The sequence below is a fragment of the Rhizobium sp. CRRU65 genome (assembly GCF_048551595.1).
Classification (GTDB): Bacteria; Pseudomonadota; Alphaproteobacteria; order Rhizobiales; family Rhizobiaceae; genus Rhizobium; species Rhizobium leguminosarum_J.
In genome coordinates, this window is the sequence record NZ_JBLYZH010000001.1 from 183,656 (window position 1) to 203,928 (window position 20,273).

Annotated in this window: 9 protein-coding genes and 2 pseudogenes; 7 read left to right on the forward strand and 4 right to left on the reverse strand. The window is 61.9% G+C overall.

Annotated elements, in window-relative coordinates:
- Positions 1-9 precede the first annotated feature (9 nt).
- Positions 10-6,309, reverse strand: a complete 6,300-nt coding sequence (locus ACM5SV_RS00890; RefSeq protein ID WP_419424906.1) for a HAMP domain-containing protein — start codon at positions 6,307-6,309, stop codon at positions 10-12.
- 209 nt (positions 6,310-6,518) lie between these two features.
- Here ACM5SV_RS00890 and ACM5SV_RS00895 point away from each other — a divergent pair, with 209 nt between their 5' ends.
- The 7 genes and pseudogenes from ACM5SV_RS00895 (at position 6,519) to ACM5SV_RS00925 (ending at position 11,500) form a co-directional block, all read left to right on the forward strand.
- Positions 6,519-6,980: a hypothetical protein gene (locus tag ACM5SV_RS00895; protein WP_017996328.1), complete on the forward strand. Its 462-nt coding sequence runs from the start codon at positions 6,519-6,521 to the stop codon at positions 6,978-6,980.
- Positions 6,981-7,054: 74 nt separating this feature from the next.
- On the forward strand, positions 7,055-7,336 hold the full coding sequence (locus ACM5SV_RS00900) for a hypothetical protein (RefSeq protein WP_003562757.1): 282 nt from the start codon (positions 7,055-7,057) through the stop codon (positions 7,334-7,336).
- Positions 7,337-7,338: 2 nt separating this feature from the next.
- Positions 7,339-8,201: pseudogene (locus ACM5SV_RS00905) on the forward strand (alpha/beta fold hydrolase).
- A gap of 79 nt (positions 8,202-8,280) precedes the next feature.
- A pseudogene (locus ACM5SV_RS00910) lies at positions 8,281-8,547 on the forward strand (DNA-binding protein); the annotation flags it as partial.
- A gap of 132 nt (positions 8,548-8,679) precedes the next feature.
- Positions 8,680-9,705, forward strand: a complete 1,026-nt coding sequence (locus ACM5SV_RS00915; protein WP_003562760.1) for an ABC transporter substrate-binding protein — start codon at positions 8,680-8,682, stop codon at positions 9,703-9,705.
- Entirely contained in the window at positions 9,702-10,742 is a 1,041-nt protein-coding gene (locus tag ACM5SV_RS00920) for a FecCD family ABC transporter permease (RefSeq protein WP_222016201.1), read from the forward strand. Before ACM5SV_RS00915 ends, ACM5SV_RS00920 begins: the two co-directional genes overlap by 4 nt.
- Positions 10,739-11,500 carry an ABC transporter ATP-binding protein gene (locus ACM5SV_RS00925; protein WP_128406888.1) on the forward strand — a complete coding sequence of 254 codons (762 nt, stop codon included), beginning with the start codon at positions 10,739-10,741 and terminating at the stop codon, positions 11,498-11,500. Before ACM5SV_RS00920 ends, ACM5SV_RS00925 begins: the two co-directional genes overlap by 4 nt.
- Before the next feature lie 42 nt (positions 11,501-11,542).
- Here the strand turns inward: ACM5SV_RS00925 and glgB are convergent, their stop codons facing one another.
- Genes glgB through ACM5SV_RS00940 form a run of 3 tightly spaced genes read right to left on the reverse strand, consistent with a single transcriptional unit; the run spans position 11,543 to position 20,256 of the window.
- Entirely contained in the window at positions 11,543-13,753 is a 2,211-nt protein-coding gene (gene glgB / locus ACM5SV_RS00930; protein WP_419424907.1) for a 1,4-alpha-glucan branching protein GlgB, read from the reverse strand.
- Positions 13,750-17,031, reverse strand: coding sequence for a maltose alpha-D-glucosyltransferase (gene treS / locus ACM5SV_RS00935; protein ID WP_221968908.1), 3,282 nt, complete (start codon positions 17,029-17,031; stop codon positions 13,750-13,752). The genes glgB and treS overlap by 4 nt, the downstream gene beginning before the upstream one ends.
- Entirely contained in the window at positions 17,032-20,256 is a 3,225-nt protein-coding gene (locus ACM5SV_RS00940) for an alpha-1,4-glucan--maltose-1-phosphate maltosyltransferase (RefSeq protein ID WP_419424908.1), read from the reverse strand.
- Positions 20,257-20,273 lie beyond the last annotated feature (17 nt).

Consider the following 20,273-nt stretch of genomic DNA (forward strand, 5'->3'; position numbering starts at 1 on the left):
GCGAGGTCCTCAGCGATGCAGCCACATGCGAAGAGCCGACAGAAGCTGTTCGGTATTGACCGGCTTCGCCAGATAGTCGGATGCGCCCGCTTCCAGGCATTTCTCGCGGTCGCCCTTCATCGCCTTGGCCGTCAGCGCCACGATCGGCAGCCGCCGGAACCGGGGCTCCGAACGGATGAGCTGCATCGTCTCGTAGCCGTCCATTCCAGGCATCATGATGTCCATCAGCACGATCGCGACAGAGGGTTCGTTGTTGATGACATCGATGGCTTCGCTGCCGGTCGTCGCGGTCAGGACCTTCATTCCCCGGCGTTCGAGGACGCTGCTCAGCGCGAAGATGTTGCGGGCATCGTCGTCGACGAGCAGCACGGTCTCGCCGACAAGATCCTCATCCGAGCTGTGCAGTTCCTGCAGCGTCGCCTGTTTTGCGGCCGGCAGGTCGGCGACCACCCGGTGCAGGAACAAGGCCGTCTCATCCAGGAGACGTTCGGGCGACTCGACCCCCTTGACCACGACGCTGCGGGCCATGCTGTGCAGTGCCGCGTCTTCCTCGGCGGAAAGCTCCCGGCCGGTGAAGACGACCACCGGCACCTCGCCGATCTCGGCGTCGTCGCGTATCTGCTCCAGCACGTCGAAGCCGGACATGTCGGGAAGGGAAAGGTCGAGCACCACGCAGTCGGCGGCATTCTGCCGAAGGGCTGCGAGAGCCTCCGATCCGGAGCCGACGCTGGTGATATCGATGTCGTCATGTCCGAGAAGGGCGGTGACGCTCAGACGCTCGGCCTCGTTGTCTTCCACCAGCAGCAGATGCTTGCGGCGCGGTTGTGCATAGGCCTTCAATCGCGACAGTGCCTTGCCAAGGCCTTCTGGTGTCGTCGGCTTGCTCATGAAGGCGAAGGCGCCGCGGGTCAGCCCATGTTGGCGATCCTCGTCGAGGCTGATGATCTGGACCGGAATATGCCGCGTCTGCGGATTCTGCTTGAGCTGGCTCAGCACCGTCCAGCCGAGCATATCGGGCAGAAAGATGTCGAGCGAGATCGCCGCCGGCCTGTAGTCCTGCGCGAGTGCGAGCGCTTCGCTGCCACGCATCGCCACCAGAACCTTGAATCCATTGTCGCGGGCGAGATCCACCAGCACGCGGGCGTAATGCGCATCGTCCTCGACGACGAGCAGCACGGAGTCGCCGGCCTCTATCTGATGGCGATCGTCTTCAACATGTTCGATCGGCTTTTCGGCGCGGCGGTTTGCTGCCGCCTCGGCGAATTCTACGACATTTGCCGACGGAACGGTCTTGGGGGCAGCCGCGCCGGCGCCGACATAGGTGAGCGGCAGATAGAGGACGAAGGTGCTGCCGATACCGGGGGTGCTGCGCAGCTGGATTTCGCCGCCGAGCAGGTTCGCCAGTTCGCGACTGATCGCCAAGCCGAGGCCGGTGCCGCCGTATTTGCGGCTCGTCGAAGCGTCCGCCTGCTGGAACGCCTCGAAAATGATGCGCTGTTTTTCAGGCGGTATGCCGATGCCGGTATCGACGACTTCGAAGGCAATGACCGAAGGCGCGTGCTTGAGGGAGGGATGATCGGACGACCAGCCGCTCGTTGCCGACGCGACGCGAAGTGTCACGCCGCCCTGCGCGGTGAACTTGAAGGCATTCGACAGCAGGTTTTTGAGGATCTGCTGCAGTCGCTTCGAATCCGTGATGAGGCTCTTTGCAACATCGGCGCCGACATCGACCGAGAACGACAGGTCCCGGTTTTCGGCCTCGTGCCGGAATGGCCGCGCCATCATCTCGAGCAGGTTGCTGACAAAAATCTCCTCGGCATCGACCGAGACTGTTCCGGACTCGATCTTCGACAGGTCGAGGATGTCGCTGATCAGGTTCAACAAATCGGTTCCCGCGCCGTGAATCGTCTTTGCGAACTCGACCTGTTTGCCCGAGAGGTTGCCATCCGGATTTTCTCCCAGCTGCTGGCCGAGGATGAGGATCGAATTCAAGGGCGTGCGCAGCTCATGCGACATGTTGGCGAGGAATTCGGATTTGTACTTCGATGTCAGCGCCAGCTCGGTTGCCTTTTCCTCGAGCGCGCGCCGGGCCTGCTCGATTTCCTGGTTCTTCGCCTCGACTTCGACGTTGCGCTCCTCCAGTTGCTGCGCCTTTTGTCCGAGCTGCTCGTTGGTCTGCTGCAGCTCGCGCTGCTGCGTCTGAAGCTCGGCGGCAAGCTGCTGGGACTGCTTGAGCAGGCCTTCGGTCTGCATCGTCGCTTCGATCGAGTTGAGGACGATGCCGATCGATGTCGTCAGCTGATCGAGGAAGGACAGCTGCAACTCGGTGAATTCGCCGACGGAGGCCAGCTCAATCACTGCTTTCACCTGCCCCTCGAAATGCACAGGCAGCACGATGGCGCTCCTCGGCAAGGTCGTGAACACGCCGGAGCTTATCGGAACGACATTGTCGGGAAGGTCGGTGACCAGGATGCGGCGGGCGTCGCTGGCGCACTGGCCGACAAGTCCCTGGCCGAATTCGAGCCGCGCCGGGTGCGCCGCCTCGCCCCCTTTCGCGTAGACAGAGAGCAGCGACAAGATCGGCTGCCGCTCGTCGGAATCCACCTGGTAGATGACCCCCTGATGGGCACCGACCAGAGGCGCCAGCTCCGACAGCAGCATCTTGCCGACCAGCGTCAGGTCGCGCTGCCCCTGCAGCATGTTGGTGAAGCGCGCCAGGTTGGTCTTCAGCCAGTCCTGCTCGGTGTTGCGCTCGGTGGTCAGCCTGAGGTTATCGATCATCGTGTTGATGTTGTCCTTGAGCTCGGCCACTTCGCCGCGCGCGTCGACCTTGATCGAGCGCGTCAGGTCACCCTTGGTGACGGCGGTCGCCACCTCGGCGATGGCGCGCACCTGCGTCGTCAGGTTGGCTGCCAGCAGGTTGACGTTACCGGTCAAGTCCTTCCAGGTTCCCGCAGTACCTGGAACATTCGCCTGACCGCCGAGGCGGCCTTCCACGCCCACCTCACGCGCAACCGTGGTCACCTGATCGGCAAAGGTCGCGAGCGTGTTGGTCATGTTGTTGATGGTCTCGGCAAGGGCTGCCACCTCGCCCTTCGATGCGACGGTGAGATTTTGCTTGAGGTCGCCGTTCGCCACCGCCGTCACCACCTTGACGATGCCGCGCACCTGCTCGGTCAGGTTGGCGGCCATGACGTTGACGGTGTCGGTCAGGTCTTTCCAGGTTCCGGCAACGCCCGGCACCTGCGCCTGGCCGCCGAGCTTGCCTTCGGTGCCGACTTCGCGGGCAACACGCGTCACTTCTCCGGCGAAGGCGTTGAGCTGGTCCACCATCGTATTGATGGTGTTCTTCAGTTCGAGGATTTCCCCCTTCACGTCGACGGTGATCTTGCGCGACAAGTCGCCGCGCGCCACGGCCGTCGTCACTTCGGCGATGTTGCGGACCTGGGTCGTCAGATTGGCGGCGAGCAGGTTGACGTTATCGGTTAGATCCTTCCATGTGCCGGCGACGCCGGGAACGACGGCCTGACCGCCGAGCCTGCCATCGGTGCCGACTTCGCGGGCAACACGTGTCACTTCGCCGGCAAAGGAGCGAAGCTGATCGACCATGGTATTCAGCGTATCCTTCAAGAGCAGGATTTCGCCGCGCACGTCGACCGTGATCTTGCGCGACAGGTCGCCGTTGGCGATAGCGGTAGCCACCTCGGCGATGTTGCGCACCTGCGCCGTCAAGTTGCCGGCCATGGAGTTGACGCTGTCGGTCAGGTCCTTCCAGGTGCCGGCAACACCGGAGACCTGCGCCTGGCCGCCGAGCTTGCCTTCGGTGCCGACTTCGCGGGCGACGCGCGTCACTTCGCCGGCAAAGGCGTTGAGCTGGTCCACCATCGTGTTGATGGTGTTTTTCAGTTCGAGGATTTCCCCCTTCACGTCGACGGTGATCTTGCGCGACAGGTCGCCGCGGGCCACCGCCGTCGTCACTTCGGCGATGTTTCGCACCTGGCCGGTCAGGTTGGAGGCCATGGAGTTGACGTTTTCGGTAAGATCCTTCCAGGTGCCGGCGACACCTGGCACCTGCGCCTGGCCGCCGAGCTTGCCCTCGGTGCCGACCTCGCGGGCAACGCGGGTGACTTCGGAAGCAAAGCGGTTCAGCTGATCGACCATGGTGTTCAGCGTTTCCTTGAGCTCGAGGATTTCACCCGAGACCGACACCGTGATCTTCTTCGACAGGTCGCCATTGGCAATCGCAGTCGAGACTTCGGCGATGTTGCGCACCTGCGCCGTCAGATTGCCTGCCATTGAGTTGACGCTGTCGGTCAGGTCCTTCCAGGTGCCGGCGACGCCGAGCACGTTCGCCTGGCCGCCGAGCCGCCCTTCCGTGCCGACCTCGCGCGCCACACGCGTCACCTCGCCGGCAAAGCCGTTGAGCTGATCGACCATCGTGTTGATGGTCTCTTTCAGTTCGAGGATTTCGCCCGACACCGTCACGGTGATCTTCTTGGACAGGTCTCCCTGGGCGACGGCGGTCGCGACTTCGGCGATGTTGCGCACCTGCCCGGTCAAGTTGGAAGCCATGGAATTGACGCTGTCTGTCAGGTCCTTCCAGGTGCCGGCAACGCCGCGCACATTCGCCTGGCCGCCGAGCCGGCCCTCCGTGCCCACTTCGCGGGCGACGCGGGTCACTTCCGAGGCAAAGGCGTTCAACTGATCGACCATCGTATTGATGGTCTCCTTCAATTCGAGGATCTCCCCCTTCACGTCGACGGTGATCTTCTTCGACAAATCGCCATTGGCGATGGCAGTCGAGACTTCCGCGATATTGCGCACCTGCGCCGTCAGGTTCCCGCCCATCGAGTTGACGTTCTCAGTTAGATCCTTCCAGGTGCCGGCGACGCCGCGCACGTTGGCCTGGCCGCCGAGCCGGCCTTCGGTGCCGACTTCGCGGGCCACGCGGGTCACTTCCGACGCAAAGGCGTTCAACTGATCGACCATCGTGTTGATCGTTTCCTTCAGCTCGAGGATTTCCCCAGACACCGTAACGGTGATCTTCTTCGAGAGGTCGCCGTTGGCGATCGCAGTCGAGACCTCGGCGATGTTGCGCACCTGCGCGGTGAGGTTCGAGGCCATGGAATTGACGTTATCGGTCAAGTCCTTCCAGGTGCCGGCGACGCCTGGCACCTGCGCCTGACCGCCGAGGCGGCCCTCTGTGCCGACTTCACGCGCCACACGCGTCACCTCGCCGGCAAAGCCGTTGAGCTGATCGACCATCGTGTTGATGGTTTCCTTCAGCTCCAGGATTTCTCCCGAGACGTCGACGGTGATCTTGCGCGACAGGTCGCCGCGCGCCACGGCCGTGGTCACCTGGGCAATGTTGCGCACCTGAGCCGTCAGGTTGCCGCACATGGCATTGACGCTGTCGGTCAGGTCCTTCCAGGTTCCGGCGACACCCGGCACCAGCGCCTGTCCGCCGAGCTTGCCTTCGGTGCCGACCTCGCGGGCGACGCGCGTCACTTCCGAGGCGAAGGATCTGAGCTGGTCGACCATGGTGTTGATCGCCTCCTTCAGCTGCAGGATCTCGCCGCGCACGTCGACGGTAATCTTCTTGGAAAGATCGCCATTCGCAACGGCGATCGTCACTTCGGCGATGTTGCGCACCTGCGCCGTCAGGTTCGACGCCATCGAGTTCACGCTTTCGGTGAGGTCCTTCCAGACGCCGGTCACCTCCGGCACCTGCGCCTGGCCGCCGAGTTTTCCGTCCGTGCCGACCTCGCGCGCGACGCGCGTTACTTCCGAGGTGAAGACGCTCAACTGCTTGATCATCGTATTGACGATATCGGCCGAGCGCAGGAATTCACCTTTGAGCGGCCGCCCGTCGACGTCGAGCGGCACGGTCCGCAAGAGATCTCCCTTGGCGACAGCCGTAATCGTACGCGTAACAGCTGTCGTCGGCCACAGGAGATCGTCGATCAGACCATTGATCGATCCCTCCATTTCAGACCAGGAGCCGTCCGACAGGCCGAAGCGTACGCGCGTGCTCGTTCGCCCGTCCCGACCGACCACCTGCCCGACATGCTCGAGCTGCTGGGCCATGCGCTGATTGGCGGCAATGATGTCGTTGAGGGCATCGGCGACTTTGCCGGTGAGACCTGTCAGGTCGGACCGCATCCGTACGGAAAAGTCGCCGCGCCTAACCGCGACAAGGACTTCCAGAAGCGCGCTGGCGTCGTCGAACGCCATCGTTTTGTGGTCATGCCCATTGAGGCTATCTACCGCAACGCTGTCGCGCGCGAATTCGCTAGTTTGGTCGCTCACGAAAATCCCCCTATTCGACGACTGGTAATTTAGTGCTCAACTCAGAAAATGGTATGGGCCGTCCCGCGTTCATTCTAACATGATTCACCACCCAAAATGAGCCTGATAGTTGCAAATATCGGAAATGCTCGCCCGAAACCGCTCCAGTCAAATTTGTGGTTTTTCGTGCGCGGAACACTTTGCTGCCGGCTGTCGTTACCGTTCTGACAATGGAGAGCGACATGTCGAACGTCTCAAGGACAGGCAAGGAAGAAATCAATAACGCGACCAGCCCGACCACTTTCGGAAAGTCGGTCGAGAGCCAGGCGCAAATCGAGGATGCTGCGCAAGCGTCGTCCGACATAGGCGGCGAGATGCTCAACATCTACCGGTTGGAGCCGATCGCCGCACCCGACGATCCGAGATGGGACAATTCCCCCGGACACGGCACTGTCGTCGTTGCCGCCAGAACGCCCGGTGACGCCAGAATCGTCGCCGCGTCTCGTGAGCTCGACTTCATGGAAGTGGATGCGGCTCCCGCCGAGGATGTCACCACGGTCAATGCCAGCGCCTTTCGGGACGACAAGCTTTACACCGTCATCGAGATCGACCGGAACAGGCGCGATATTACGCGCGGGATCCTCGAGGGCGCCGTCGCCGTCGATACGATCCGGCCGGTTCAACCGGACTGACGTAGCAATGCCGCGGCGCAATCGGCGATGAGCCGGAGCGCCATCGTCCCATCCATCGTTTCCTCGGAGTTCTCATGAATACGGCCAACCTCCAGCTCAAGGGCCTGATCATGGCCATGGCGTCGATTTGTGATGCGATCGTCGAGAAAGAATTGCTCACCAGCCAAGAACTCAATGCCGCGCTCTCGAAAGCCAAGAAGGCAATCGAAGACGATGACGACCATGAACTGTCCGGTGCCAACCGCGCCGCGATCCTGTTTCCCATCCGTGTGCTGCAGCTCGCCGAGGAGGCAGGCAGGAAAGGCGAACGGCTGACATTTTCGGACTATGCCAAGCTCGTGGGAAAGCTGAGCTGAAGATGTTCGATGGCTTCACCCTGGATGCGATCGACACCGCAGCAGGCTCGCTTCGTGTCCGTCACGGAGGATCGGGGCCAGCCGTTCTTCTTCTCCACGGCCACCCAAGGACCCATATGACCTGGGGCAAAGCTGCAGATTTCTTGTCATCGGGCTACCACGTCGTCTGTCCCGATCTTCCTGGCTTCGGCCGCTCCTATCAGCCGGGCGACGCTCCGGATAGCAGCAATTCCTCTAAGCGCGCCAAGGCTCACGCCCTCGTCGAGCTGATGAAACGATTGGGACACGAAAGCTTCTTCGTAGCGGGACACGACCGTGGAAGCTTAACGGCGTTCCGCATGGCGATGGATCATCCCGCCTGCGTGCGCAAGCTCGTCATCGTGGACGCCATTCCTGTTATCGAGCATCTGGAGCGCGCCGACTGGACCTTTGCCAGAGACTGGTATCACTGGTTTTTCTTTGCCCAGCCGGAAAAACCCGAACGCGCAATTTCAGCCGATCCGCTAGCTTGGTACGACAAGCTGTCACCAGGCTGATGGGTTCGGAGGCCTATGATGACCTGCTCGACGTCATCCGTGATCCCGTTGTGATCCATGGCATGATCGAGGATTATCGCGCCGGCCTCAGCATCGATCATCTGCACGACAGCGCGGACCGCGACGCCGGCAGGAAAGTGACCTGCCCCATGCTGTGCCTTTGGTCGCTCAGGGACGACCTGGAAAAGATCTATGGCGATCCTGTCGCCATCTGGCGAAGCTGGGCGGATGATGTGCGAGGTTTCGGCATAGAGAGCGGTCACCACGTGGCCGAGGAAAATCCATATGCGCTCTCCCGGGCGATGAGGGAGTTTTTTGGAGCTCACTGATGAGCGCCGGCTTCGTTACATGGTTGACTTGATATGATCATGAGCCACAAAAATACCTTGTCAACCAAGGAGCCACTCAGTGGACAATCACGTATCCGGTCCCTTCACTGTGCAGGAAGAACCGAACTCCATCAGGAGTGCGTTTCTGCGACGCGCGACGTCGGCGCTGGAGCGCATTTCTACGAATGTCCCGGCAAATGAGCTGGCCGAGGCGCTTTCAGCCACGACGGACGCTGGATCGTTGGCGCAGCTTCTCAGCCGCTCGGACATGGTGGGCGCGGCGATAAACGATCTCGATCCGCTGGTTCCGGCACTGGCTCGCAATGACGAGCATCGCTGCAGTTTAGCGGGTGATGGCACGTAGCCCGGCAGCAAAAGCGCTGTCAATTTTGAGATAAGTTGATTTTTTTGGTCTTGTTTTCCGCCCGTTTCTGAGGCTATACGGCGGCCGGATGTACTCACTCACCGGGGAAACTTCGTGACCAGCCTCAAATCGCTTCTGGCCGCCTGCGGCCTTTCCGCCATGATCGGCCTTGCCGCAAATCCGTCTTTGGCCGGTTCGACGACCTATCCGCTGAGCCTGGGAAACTGCGGCGCGCAGGTGACTTTCCAGAAGGCACCCGAACGGGCGATCGGCCTTGGCCAGAACAGCGCTGAAATCCTGCTGCTGCTCGGCCTTCAGGACAAGATGGCCGGCACGGCCTTCTGGCCGAGCAAGGTCCTGCCGCAGCTCGCCGAAGCCAATGCCAAGGTCAAGCTTCTGACCGTCGAGATGCCGACCTTCGAATCGATGCTCGCCGAAAATCCCGACTTCGTGGCGGTGGCCTTGCCGAGCCTGGTCGGGCCGAACAGCAAGATCGCCAAGCGCGAAGATTTCGACAAGGTGGGCGTCGCGACCTATCTCTCGCCCAGCACCTGCCTCAGCACCAAGGACGTCAAGGACCAGTACGGCAGCCGCGCCGAGCTGTGGAACATGGATCTTCTCTACAAGGAAATCGATGAACTCTCGCAGATCTTCGACGTCGCCGATCGCGGCCAGGCACTGATCGCCGACTTCAAGGCGCGCGAAGCCAAGCTTCGCTCCAGCGTTTCGAAGGACGGCAAGAACCTTTCCTACGTCTTCTGGTTCTCCAGCCCCAGCCCGTCGGCCGATGCCTATCTCGGCGGCAAGAACAGCGCGTCCGGCTTCATCGCCGACCTGCTCGGCGGACACAATGCGATATCAGCGGAAGCGGAATGGCCGACACTCGGCTGGGAAGGCATCATCGCCTCCGATCCCGACATCATCGTCGTCGCCAGTCTCGACCGCAACCGCTGGGAGCTCGACAAGCCGGAGGCCAAGATCAATTTCCTGAACACCGATCCGGCCGTCAGCCAGATCCCTGCCGTCAAGAACAAGGCGATCGTGATCATGGACGGCCAGGCGATGAACCCGACCGTCCGCACGGTCTACGGCGCTGAACAGGTGGCCGGCCAGTTGAAGGCTCTCGGTCTGTTGAAGTGACGGAAGCGGGCCGTATCTTCCGGCAGCTGGGAGCCGTCCTCGCACTGCTCCTCGCCTCTTTCTGCCTCATCGCTATCGCCATTGGCGTCAGCGTCGGGATCGGCGACCTGCCGATCCCGCTTGCAACCACGTTTTCGGCCGTCACCAACCGGCTGGGATGGACCGCGGTCGAACTGAACCGCATCCACGAGACCGTCATCTGGGATTATCGTCTCAGCCGGGCGCTCGTTGCCGCCTTCTGCGGCGCGGGCCTTGCGCTGTCGGGCGCGATCATGCAGTCGCTGCTGCGCAACCCGCTTGCCGAGCCCTATGTTCTCGGCATCTCCGCCGGCGCCTCGACTGGCGCCGTCGCAATTGTCATTCTCGGGATCGGCGCCGGCGCGGTCTCGCTTTCGGCCGGCGCCTTTGCAGGCGCCTTCGCGGCCTTCTTCTTCGTGGCGCTGCTCTCGAACGGCACGCGCGGCGGCGCGGATCGCACCATCCTTGCCGGTGTCGCCGCTTCGCAGCTTTTCAACGCCACCACGTCCTATATCGTCACCACCTCAGCCAATGCGCAGCAGGCCCGCGATGTCATGTTCTGGCTGCTCGGCAGCTTCGGCGGTGTGCGCTGGCCGGAATTCGCGCTGGTCTCGATTGTCGTCGGCATCGGCCTCATCGGCTGCCTGTTTTACGCCCGCGTGCTCGACGCCTTCGCTTTCGGCGACGAGGCGGCTTCCTCGCTCGGCGTCAATGTCGGCCGCGCGCGCATGGTGCTCTTCGCGCTGACGGCGATGATGACGGCGACGATCGTCAGCATGGTGGGGTCGATCGGCTTCGTCGGCCTCGTCGTCCCGCATGTCGCCCGCTTTGTCGTCGGGCCGCTGCATGTGCGCCTGCTGCCAGCCTGCGCCATAGCAGGAGGGATCTTCATGGTGCTCGCCGACATTGCCGCGCGCGCCCTCATTCCCAATCAGATCTTGCCGATCGGCGTCGTCACGGCCCTGGTGGGCGTCCCCTTCTTCTCTATCATCCTCTACCGGTTCCAGCGCGCATCATGAGCATCAAAGCCGACAACCTCATCTGGAAAATTGGTAAGAAGACCATTCTCGATGGCGTTTCCATGGAGGCGCAGCCCGGCCGGATGCTTGGTTTGCTCGGCCCGAACGGCTCGGGCAAGACCTCATTGCTGCGGCTTCTGGCCGGCCTGAAGCGGCCGCATTCCGGTCGTGTTACGCTCGACCGGAGCGACATCGGCACGATCAGCCGCCGCTCGATCGCCAGGCGCATCGCCTTCGTCGAGCAGCACGCCACGACAAATGCCAATCTGAAGGTGGTGGACGTCGTCAAGCTCGGAAGGTTCCCGCACCGGTCGATGTTTTCGGGCTGGACGAAGACCGACGAGGAAGCAGTCGAAGAGGCGCTGGCGCGCGCCGGCATGGCGCAGAAGCGCGACGATCGCTGGCAGAGCCTGTCGGGCGGCGAAAAACAGCGGACCCATATCGCAAGGGCGCTCGCCCAATCGCCCGAGGAGCTGATCCTCGACGAGCCGACGAACCATCTCGATATTCAGCACCAGATTGGCCTGATGCGGCTCGTCTCCGGCCTGCCGATCACCAGCATCGTCGCCCTTCACGATCTCAACCATGCCGCCATGTTTTGCGACCAACTGATCATCATGCAGCAAGGCAGGATCGTTGCCTCCGGCGCACCGCAGGATGTATTGAGCGAAGACCTTCTGCGTGACGTCTTCTCCGTCGAGGCGCGCATCGAGGCCTCTCCCTATCATGCGCGCCCGCATATCCATTATCTCAGGTGACGGTGAAACCGTCACCGAAATGACAGTTCCGCGGCCGCGCCGTCAAGGCGACGGCCCCTGCAGAAAAATCGTCGATAGCGGCGGCAGCGTCAGCGACAGGGAGACGGGCCTGCCGTGGGCGGGTACGGGCTCAGTCGACACCGCGCCATTGACCAGGCCCGAGCCGCCATATTCCCGCGCATCCGTCGTCATCTTCTCGATCCAGACACCGTCGCTGGGCACGCCGATCCTGTAGCCGTAACGTGGCACCGGCGTGAAATTCGACATGACCAGCACCGGTGAAGCGCGATCGGGCGCATACCGCAGCATGCCGAGGACGGAATTGACGGCGTCGTCGGCTGCCGCCCATTCGAAACCCTCGGGATGAAAGTCACCGAACTGCAATGCCGGCTCGTCCGCGTAAAGGCCGTTTAGATCCTTCACCAGCCGCTGAATGCCGACATGCTGAGGCCGGTCCAGCACATCCCAGGTTACCGACCCATCATGGTTCCACTCGCCAGGCTGGGCGATTTCGCTCCCCATGAACAAGAGCTTTTTGCCGGGATGACCCCACATGAAGGCGAGATAGCTGCGCAGATTGGCGAACTTCTGCCATTCGTCGCCCGGCATTTTCGCCAGCAGCGAGCCCTTTCCGTAGACGACCTCGTCATGTGAAATCGGCAGAATGAAGTGTTCGGAATAGGCATAGATCATGCCGAAGGTCATCGTGCCATGGGCGTAACTGCGGTAAATCGGATCCTTCTCGATGTAGCTCAGGCTGTCATGCATCCAGCCCATGTTCCATTTGATGTCGAAGCCCAGCCCCCCCTGCTCCGGCGGCTTTGTCACCCCGGGCCAGGCCGTCGATTCCTCGGCGATCGTCATCGCGTGCGGGCAGCGCTCGTGAATGATGCTGTTCAGGTGTTTGAAGAATTCGACCGCTTCCAGATTCTCGCGACCACCATATTGGTTGGGGATCCATTCGCCCTCGTTGCGGCTATAGTCGCGGTAAAGCATCGAAGCCACGGCATCGACCCGCAAACCGTCGATATGGTAGCGCTCCAGCCATTCCAGCGCGCTGGCAATCAGGAATCCTTTCACCTCTTTGCGGCCGAGATTGTAGATCAGCGTGTTCCAGTCGCGGTGAAAGCCTTCGCGCGGGTCTTCGTGCTCGTAGAGCGCGCTGCCGTCAAAGCGGGCAAGCCCCCAGACGTCTGTAGGAAAATGGGCCGGCACCCAGTCGAGGATGACGCCGAGCCCGGCGCCATGGCACCGGTCGATGAAATAGGCGAAATCCTCAGGCGTCCCATATCGGCCGGTCGGAGCGAACAGGCCAAGCGGCTGATATCCCCAGGAACCGCCGAACGGATGCTCCATGATCGGAAGCATCTCGATATGGGTAAAGCCCATGTCGCTGACATAAGGAACCAGCCGCTGGCTGAGTTCCACCCAGTCGAGCGACCTGTTGCCATCCTTTTGGTCGCGAAGCCAGGAGCCGACGTGCACTTCATAGACGGAGAAGGCGCCCTCCAGTCTGTCTTGCCGGGACCGTCCCTTCATCCAACCGTCATCGGTCCATCGAAACGGCGTCGACGATGCGACAATGGAAGCGGTCGAAGGGGCGGCCTCGCTCGCCCTGGCCACCGGATCGGCCTTCTGCGGCAGGCAAGTCCCTTGTGCATCGACGATCTCGAACTTGTATCTTTCGCCGGGGGCGAGGCGCGGAATAAACAGCTCCCAGACGCCCGCCGACGGTCTCAGCCGCATCGGATTTCGCCGCCCATCCCAGGCATTGAAGTCGCCGACCACCGAGACGCGGCGCGCATTCGGTGCCCAGACGGCGAAACGAACGCCCGATATCCCGTCGATCGACATATCAACCGCGCCAAGCGTCCGGCTCAGACTATAATGGGTGCCCTCCGATATCAGATGAAGGTCGAGCTCTCCGAGCAGCAGGCCGAAACTGTAGGGATCCTCGGTGATCTGCAAGGCATCCGGCCATGTGATCCGCAGCCGGTATCCCGTCCTCGACGCGGCTGCTGCCGCGAACAGGCCGGACGGATGGGCGATGCTGAACGGCGTCACCACCCGACCGGTCGCTGCCTCGATGAGATCGACAGCTTCCGCTCCGGGCAGATAGGCCCGCACGATCGTCATGCCGCCGGTTTGGTGGGGACCGAGGATCGAAAAAGGATCGCCATGGCGCCCGTCGATCAAGGCCCATAGCGCATCCTGGCCGATGCCCGCCAGAAGTTCCGAGCGCTCAACATTCATGCCGTGACCCCCGCCAGACGCGATACGATTTCGGTAAGGCCAGATAGCGGGATCGGCAGCCATTTCGGCCTGTTGCGAGCCTCATAGGCGATCTCGTAGGCGGCCTTTTCGAGAAGAAAGGCATCGAGAACCCTGCGTCTTTGATCGGGTGGCATGTCAAGCTCCTTCGATACGGAGACCGCCTGCCAGTAGGCATCCAGAAAGGCCTCCTCGGCATTGCGCCCGAAGCGGGCGATCGCCTCGCGGCGGACCTCGTTGTCGTGTTCGATGACCGCGTCATTATCGAGCTGCGCGGTGGCCACGAGGTAGCTCAGCGACCTCAAAAGCCCGGCGACATCGCGCAGCGGGTTTGTCTTGGCGCGGCGCTCGGTCAGATTTTTCGCAGGCTCGCCCTCGAAGTCGATGATGACGGCATCACCCTCGCTGACAAGGATCTGGCCAAGATGGAAGTCGCCATGCGTGCGTGTCATCAGCGTATGGCGGCAGCTTTCCGCCAGCGTCCCGGCGAGCTCTGCGAGTTCGGAGCGGCGCTCGAGAAGCGGGGCCGCCAGCAGGTCGATTGCAGGGTCGGCATTCTGCTCGCGTTCGTCAAGCTTCGACATGGCATAGGCTACCTCGCCGGAAACGGCCTTCTTCATCGCCTCGACCTCTTTGTCGCCTGATACCACCGGGCTGAAGGCCTCGTCCCCAGTCTTCGCAGCGAGCACGACATGCAGCTCACCGAGCCTGAGGCCGACCATCGCGACGAAGCTGATCAGCGACTGGAAAACGTCGTCGTCTGGTTGGACCGCCGGATCGTTCAGCACCAGTTCGTCGGCCCCGCGGCGCAGATTGTTCAGCATCCAGTTCCAGGCGTCGCCCTGATTGCGGATCGCGCCCTGGACGATGATCAAGGTCGAACGGCGTCCGCTGGAATCGGTATGCGCGACCTCGCCGAGCAGGGGCGCTGTGTGGTCATAGCCGGCGCGGGTGAGATAGCGCGTCATCTCCACTTCCGGATGGATGCCCGGGAAGATGTGCCTGATCAGTTTGATCATCGCTACGTCGCCGACGAGCAGCGAGCTGTTGGATTGTTCAGCCGATAGCCAATGCACCGGCAGCTCGTCCGAAATATCGAGACTGTCGAGCTGTTCTGTCCCAAGGAATTCGAGCGTGCCGGTCCGGCCGGTGGTGCGCGAGCGGTCGCGAAGTCCGTGCAGAATGCCGCGCGCCATTGCCTCCACGGCAAATCCATCTGTGAGGAAACCGACGCGTCTACCTTGGCGAATCCTCCCAAGCGCAAGCTGCTGGGCAAGCGCGGAAGGGTGGGCATCGTCCCAGGCGACCGTGAGCGGCAGTTGGTAGGATTCGCTGTGGTTCGGCAGCACGACCTCCAGCTCGCCGAGGACGACGCCGTCGGCGAATGGGATTGGTGTCGCGGAGACCAGTCGGGCGGCCTGAAGCGGCTGGTCCTTTGCCCCGAACCATCGCCGCCTGGAGAGATAGGCGGGCAAGATTTCGCCGCTCAGGATGCGTGCATGGCCCGGTTCGTCCACGAGGTCGAGCAGGCTACGCCGGATGACCATCGTCAACAGATCAGGAAGCTGTTCGGGCGGTGCGGTGCGCCACGCCGGCGGGTCGGCATCAGCCGTCAGCTGGAACCAGAAGAAACCGTAGGGCGGCAGGGTCAGAAGATAGGTCAACTGGCCGATCGGCGGAAACGGCGACATGCCGGTCAGTTCAATGGGCACGCGCCCCTCGAAGCTCGACAAGTCGAGTTCGACGGCCTGGGGCAGGCGCGAGAGACTTGCAACACAAAGCAATACCTCGCCTTCATACTCCCTGAGATAGGCAAGGATCTTGCGATTTTCCGGTGAAAGAAACCGCAGCGTGCCACGTCCGAAGGCCGGATGCCTGCCGCGCAACGCCAACATTCTGCGCGTCCAATTGAGCAGCGAATGCGCGTCCGTGCTCTGCGCCTCGACGTTGACGGCCTCGAAACCGTAGAGCGGGTCAGCGACGGGCGGCAGGACGAGACGCGCCGGATCTGCCCTGGAGAAACCGCCATTGCGGTCCGGAGACCATTGCATCGGCGTCCTCACCCCATCCCGGTCGCCGAGATAGATATTGTCGCCCATGCCGATCTCGTCGCCATAATAGATCACTGGCGTTCCCGGCATCGACAGAAGAAGCGCGTTCATCAGCTCGATCCGCCGGCGGTCGCGCTCCATCAACGGCGCTAGGCGCCGCCTTATGCCGAGATTGATGCGGGCACGTTTGTCGGATGCATAGGTCTCCCAGAGATAATCCCGCTCGGCGTCGGTCACCATTTCAAGCGTCAGCTCGTCGTGGTTGCGAAGGAAGATCGCCCATTGGCAGTTGTCGGGAATCTCCGGCGTCTGGCGCAGGATATCGGTGATCGGAAACCGGTCCTCCTTAGCGATCGCCATATACATGCGCGGCATCAGCGGAAAGTGGAAGGCCATGTGGCATTCGTCGCCGTCTCCGAAATATTCGCGCGTGTCCTCCGGCCATTGATTGGCCTCGGCAAGCAGCATCACGCCGGGATGGGTGGCATCGAGCGCGGCGCGTATGCGTTTGAGGATCGCGTGGGTTTCCGGCAGATTTTCGTTGATCGTCCCCTCGCGCTCGACGAGGTAAGGTATAGCGTCGAGACGAAACCCGTCGATGCCGGTTTCCAGCCAGAAACGCATCACCCTCAGCAATTCCTCCATGACGAGAGGGCTGTCGAAATTGAGGTCGGGTTGATGGGAATAGAAGCGGTGCCAGTAGTAGGCGCCGGCGACCGCGTCCCATGTCCAGTTGGATTTTTCCGTATCGATGAAAATAATGCGCGTTTCCGGAAATTTCTGGTCGGTATCGGACCAGACATAGAAGTCGCGCTCGGGCGAGCCTGCCGGCGCCTGGCGGGCGCGCTGGAACCAGGGATGCTGATCGGAAGTGTGGTTGATGACGAGCTCGATGATGACGCGGATATTGCGCTGGTGGGCGGCGTCGACGAAAGCCCGGAAATCCTCCACCGTCCCGTAATCGGGGCTGACGCTGCCATAGTCGGCGATGTCGTAGCCGTCGTCTCGACGCGGAGAGGGAAAGAAAGGCAAAAGCCAGATGGCATTGACGCCGAGGGCTGCGATGTGATCGAGCTTCTGGTGCAAGCCGGCAAAGTCGCCGACCCCGTCACCATTGGCGTCGTAGAACGACTTGATGTGCAGCTGGTAGATGATTGCATCCTTGTACCAGAGCGGCTGCGACGCGCTATCTGCATTCATCGTGTCCATTCATGCCTCCGTTGAGCGAATACGCCAGATCGCATAGGGCAGGACCTCAGGATTGAGACTGATGCTCTGCCATTTGCCGGTCCACTTGAAACGATGCCCGCCGATCAGATCTTCGACATCCACCGTGCCGCCGTCGCCCAGCGACCACTGCCAGAGCGGCAGCTCGACGTCGCTCTGCTGGAAATTGTGGGGATCGAGGCTGATGGCGATCAGCAGGACATTGTCGCGGGCACGGCTCGCCTTCTCGAAAAACAGGATATTGTCATTTCGCGCATTCAGCAGCGTCAGCCCGAGATGCGAATGCAGCGCGGTGTTTTCGTTGCGGATGCGATTGAGCGTCCTGATTTCGGCGATGATATTGCCCGGCCGATCGTAGTCCCAGGCGCGGATTTCGTATTTCTCGCTGTCGGCATACTCCTTGCGCTTGGCATCGGGACGCCCCTCGCAAAGTTCGAAACCGTTATAAACGCCCCACAATCCCGACAGGGTAGCGGCAAGTGCTGCGCGGATCAGAAAGGCCGGGCGCGGCGCGTTCTGCAGGAAATCCGGATTGATATCATGCGTGTTGACGAAGAAATGCGGGCGGAAGAATTCCTTCGGCGCCGTCTCGGTCAGCTCCCGCATATATTGCTCGAGCTCCCACTTGGCATTGCGCCAGGTGAAGTAGGTATAGGATTGGGAGAAGCCGATCTTTGCCAGGCGGTACATCACCTTCGGCTTGGTGAAGGCTTCCGACAGGAAGACGACGTCGGGATGACGGCCCCTGATATCGCCGATCAGCCATTCCCAGAACGGAAATGGCTTTGTGTGCGGATTGTCGACGCGAAACAGCTTGACGCCCTGGTCCACCCAAAGCTGGACGACATCCCTGAGCTCCACCCATAATGAAGGCAGCGCGTCTTTCGTGTAGAAATCGACGTTGACGATGTCCTCGTATTTCTTGGGCGGGTTTTCAGCATATTTGATCGTGCCGTCGGGGCGCCAGTCGAACCAGCCGGGATGCTCCTTCAGCCAGGGGTGATCCGGCGACGCCTGGATCGCGAGGTCGAGAGCAATCTCCAGGCCATGCCGGCCGGCTTCCTCGACCAGCCGGCGGAAATCCTCGAACTCGCCGAGCTCGGGATGGATGGCGTCATGGCCGCCGTCCTCGGAGCCGATGGCATAGGGACTTCCGGGGTCGCCCGGCGCAGCTTTCAGGGTGTTGTTGCGACCTTTCCGGTTGGTCGAGCCGATCGGATGAATCGGTGGGAAATAAAGCACGTCGAAGCCCATGTCGCGGATGGCGGGCAGTCGCGGGATGACGTCGTCGAAGGTGCCGTGCCGGTCCGGATCGCCGCTCTGCGAGCGCGGGAAGATCTGGTACCAGCTGGCAAAGGCGGCCTCCTTGCGTTCGGCATCGACGGCGCTTGCCGTCGAGCGAAGCCGAAACGGCCTGTTGTCCGCCTTGTTCATCAATTCGGATGTTCCGGCATCGAGCAGTATCGCCGTGCGCTCGGTATCGGACGCCCCTTCGAGACTATCACCAAGGGCCTTCAATTCGGCATTGAGCGTTGCGCCGGCATGCACCTCAGCCGAGCGGATGAGGTTCAATCCCTCCTGGAGTTCGAGCTTCAGGTCCAGCCTGGCATCGTTCTTCTTTGTCAACTCGTAGCGAAAGATCGCAAACGGGTTCTTCCATGCCTCGACGGCAAACTCATAGCGTCCGATGCGCTCCAGCAGGAATTCGGCGCGCCAGCGGTCGTTTTCGACCAGCTGCATCTCCGTCTCGTTCCAGTCCGCCGCATCGAGCGGCCGCCAGAGCAGGACCACGGCGATCGGGTCGTGGCCGTCGGCGAATATATCGGCCTCGACGGTGAGGATGTCGCCGACCACCCGTTTGACAGGAAAGCGCCCGTCGTCGACCCGCGGCAGGATATTTTCGATGGCGAGTCGGGGTGAAGCTATCGCCTGCGCGACGTCGAGGATTGGCCGCGATGTGATCGGCGCCGGCGCCTTGCCTTCGACGACAAGGGTCTCCCCTGCCCGCAGCCGCAGAACCGTGCCGTCGGCTGCGACGGGAAGGAAACCGGAGCCCGCTTCGCGCAGTGCTGTTACCGGAGCGGGCGCACTTTTGCGAAGGTCCCTGTTGATTAGGATGAACCGCACATTTTCGGCGCTGCGAGGGTCTTCCGCCGCCGATTGCAGCAGCGCCGAGACCGGTCCGTTGGCGTTGCGGATGAGCCGAAGCGATGAGGCAAGTGCATGGGGTTCCTTGCCGATCTCGGTGTTCGCAAGGCGAATTTCGGAGGAGATATCGAAAGCCAAATCATGGCGCAGTCCCCGCAAACCCGTTCCATTCCCATGGGTCGGATCGAGCGGCGTGGCTGCGCCATATTCGAAGCCCATCGGAACCATCAGGCCGCCGCCGAGCGAGGCGGCAAGGCGTAGCGCCCTAACGGCGCGCCGTTCGAGGATTTCGCGGCTCTCGGTTCCGTGGGCGATACGCCTGCCGAAGGGCGGTTCCGGAAAAGCGATCTGCCAGCCGAGCGGCTTCTGGACCCGGTGTTCTTCGATGAACCATCTCTCGTCAAAATCCCACCAGGCCATCGATGAAAAACATCCATCGAAGCCTGTATTCTTGACCGCGTCCCTCACGCCGAAATCAGTGCCGGGCGTCCAGGCAAGGAATTGCGCGTCCGTCTTCTCGCGCACCGCCGAAATCAGCGATTTGAAAACCGCCGGCCCAATGCGATCGATCCCCAGGGCCCGATAGCCGGAGAGGCCAAGACCGGCCAGCCCCCGCAGCCGTTCTGTCCATTCTTCCAACAGCCGGGATTGAGACTCCGCCTCCATCGCAGTCATCGGCTCTGCCGGATCCAATGGCGAGCGTCTCGGATCGACAGGGTGAAAGCCCACCTTGAGATCCCGGGCCTTGCCGTCGAGCATCAGGTCCATCATCAAGGCGACGCCGCTCTTACGGGCGGCCTCCGCTAGGCGTCCCACCCCATTTTCGACCGCGCTTCCGAGCGACAGTTGCGGATCAAGGCGCTTCAGATCCTGGGAGGCAAAGATGCTGCGCTCCCCGCCCCGGTCGAAGAGAGGTGCCGTCAGTACGCGGTCAAAACCGGTATCCGCCGCATGGTCGAAAACCTCGCGCCATGCATCGATACCCTGAAGAAGGAGTGGATTGACATAATAGATCCGGGGTGGGGTGCTCAACACACCCTGGTTTGGAGAGAATGACATCGGCCGCCGCTCGAGTT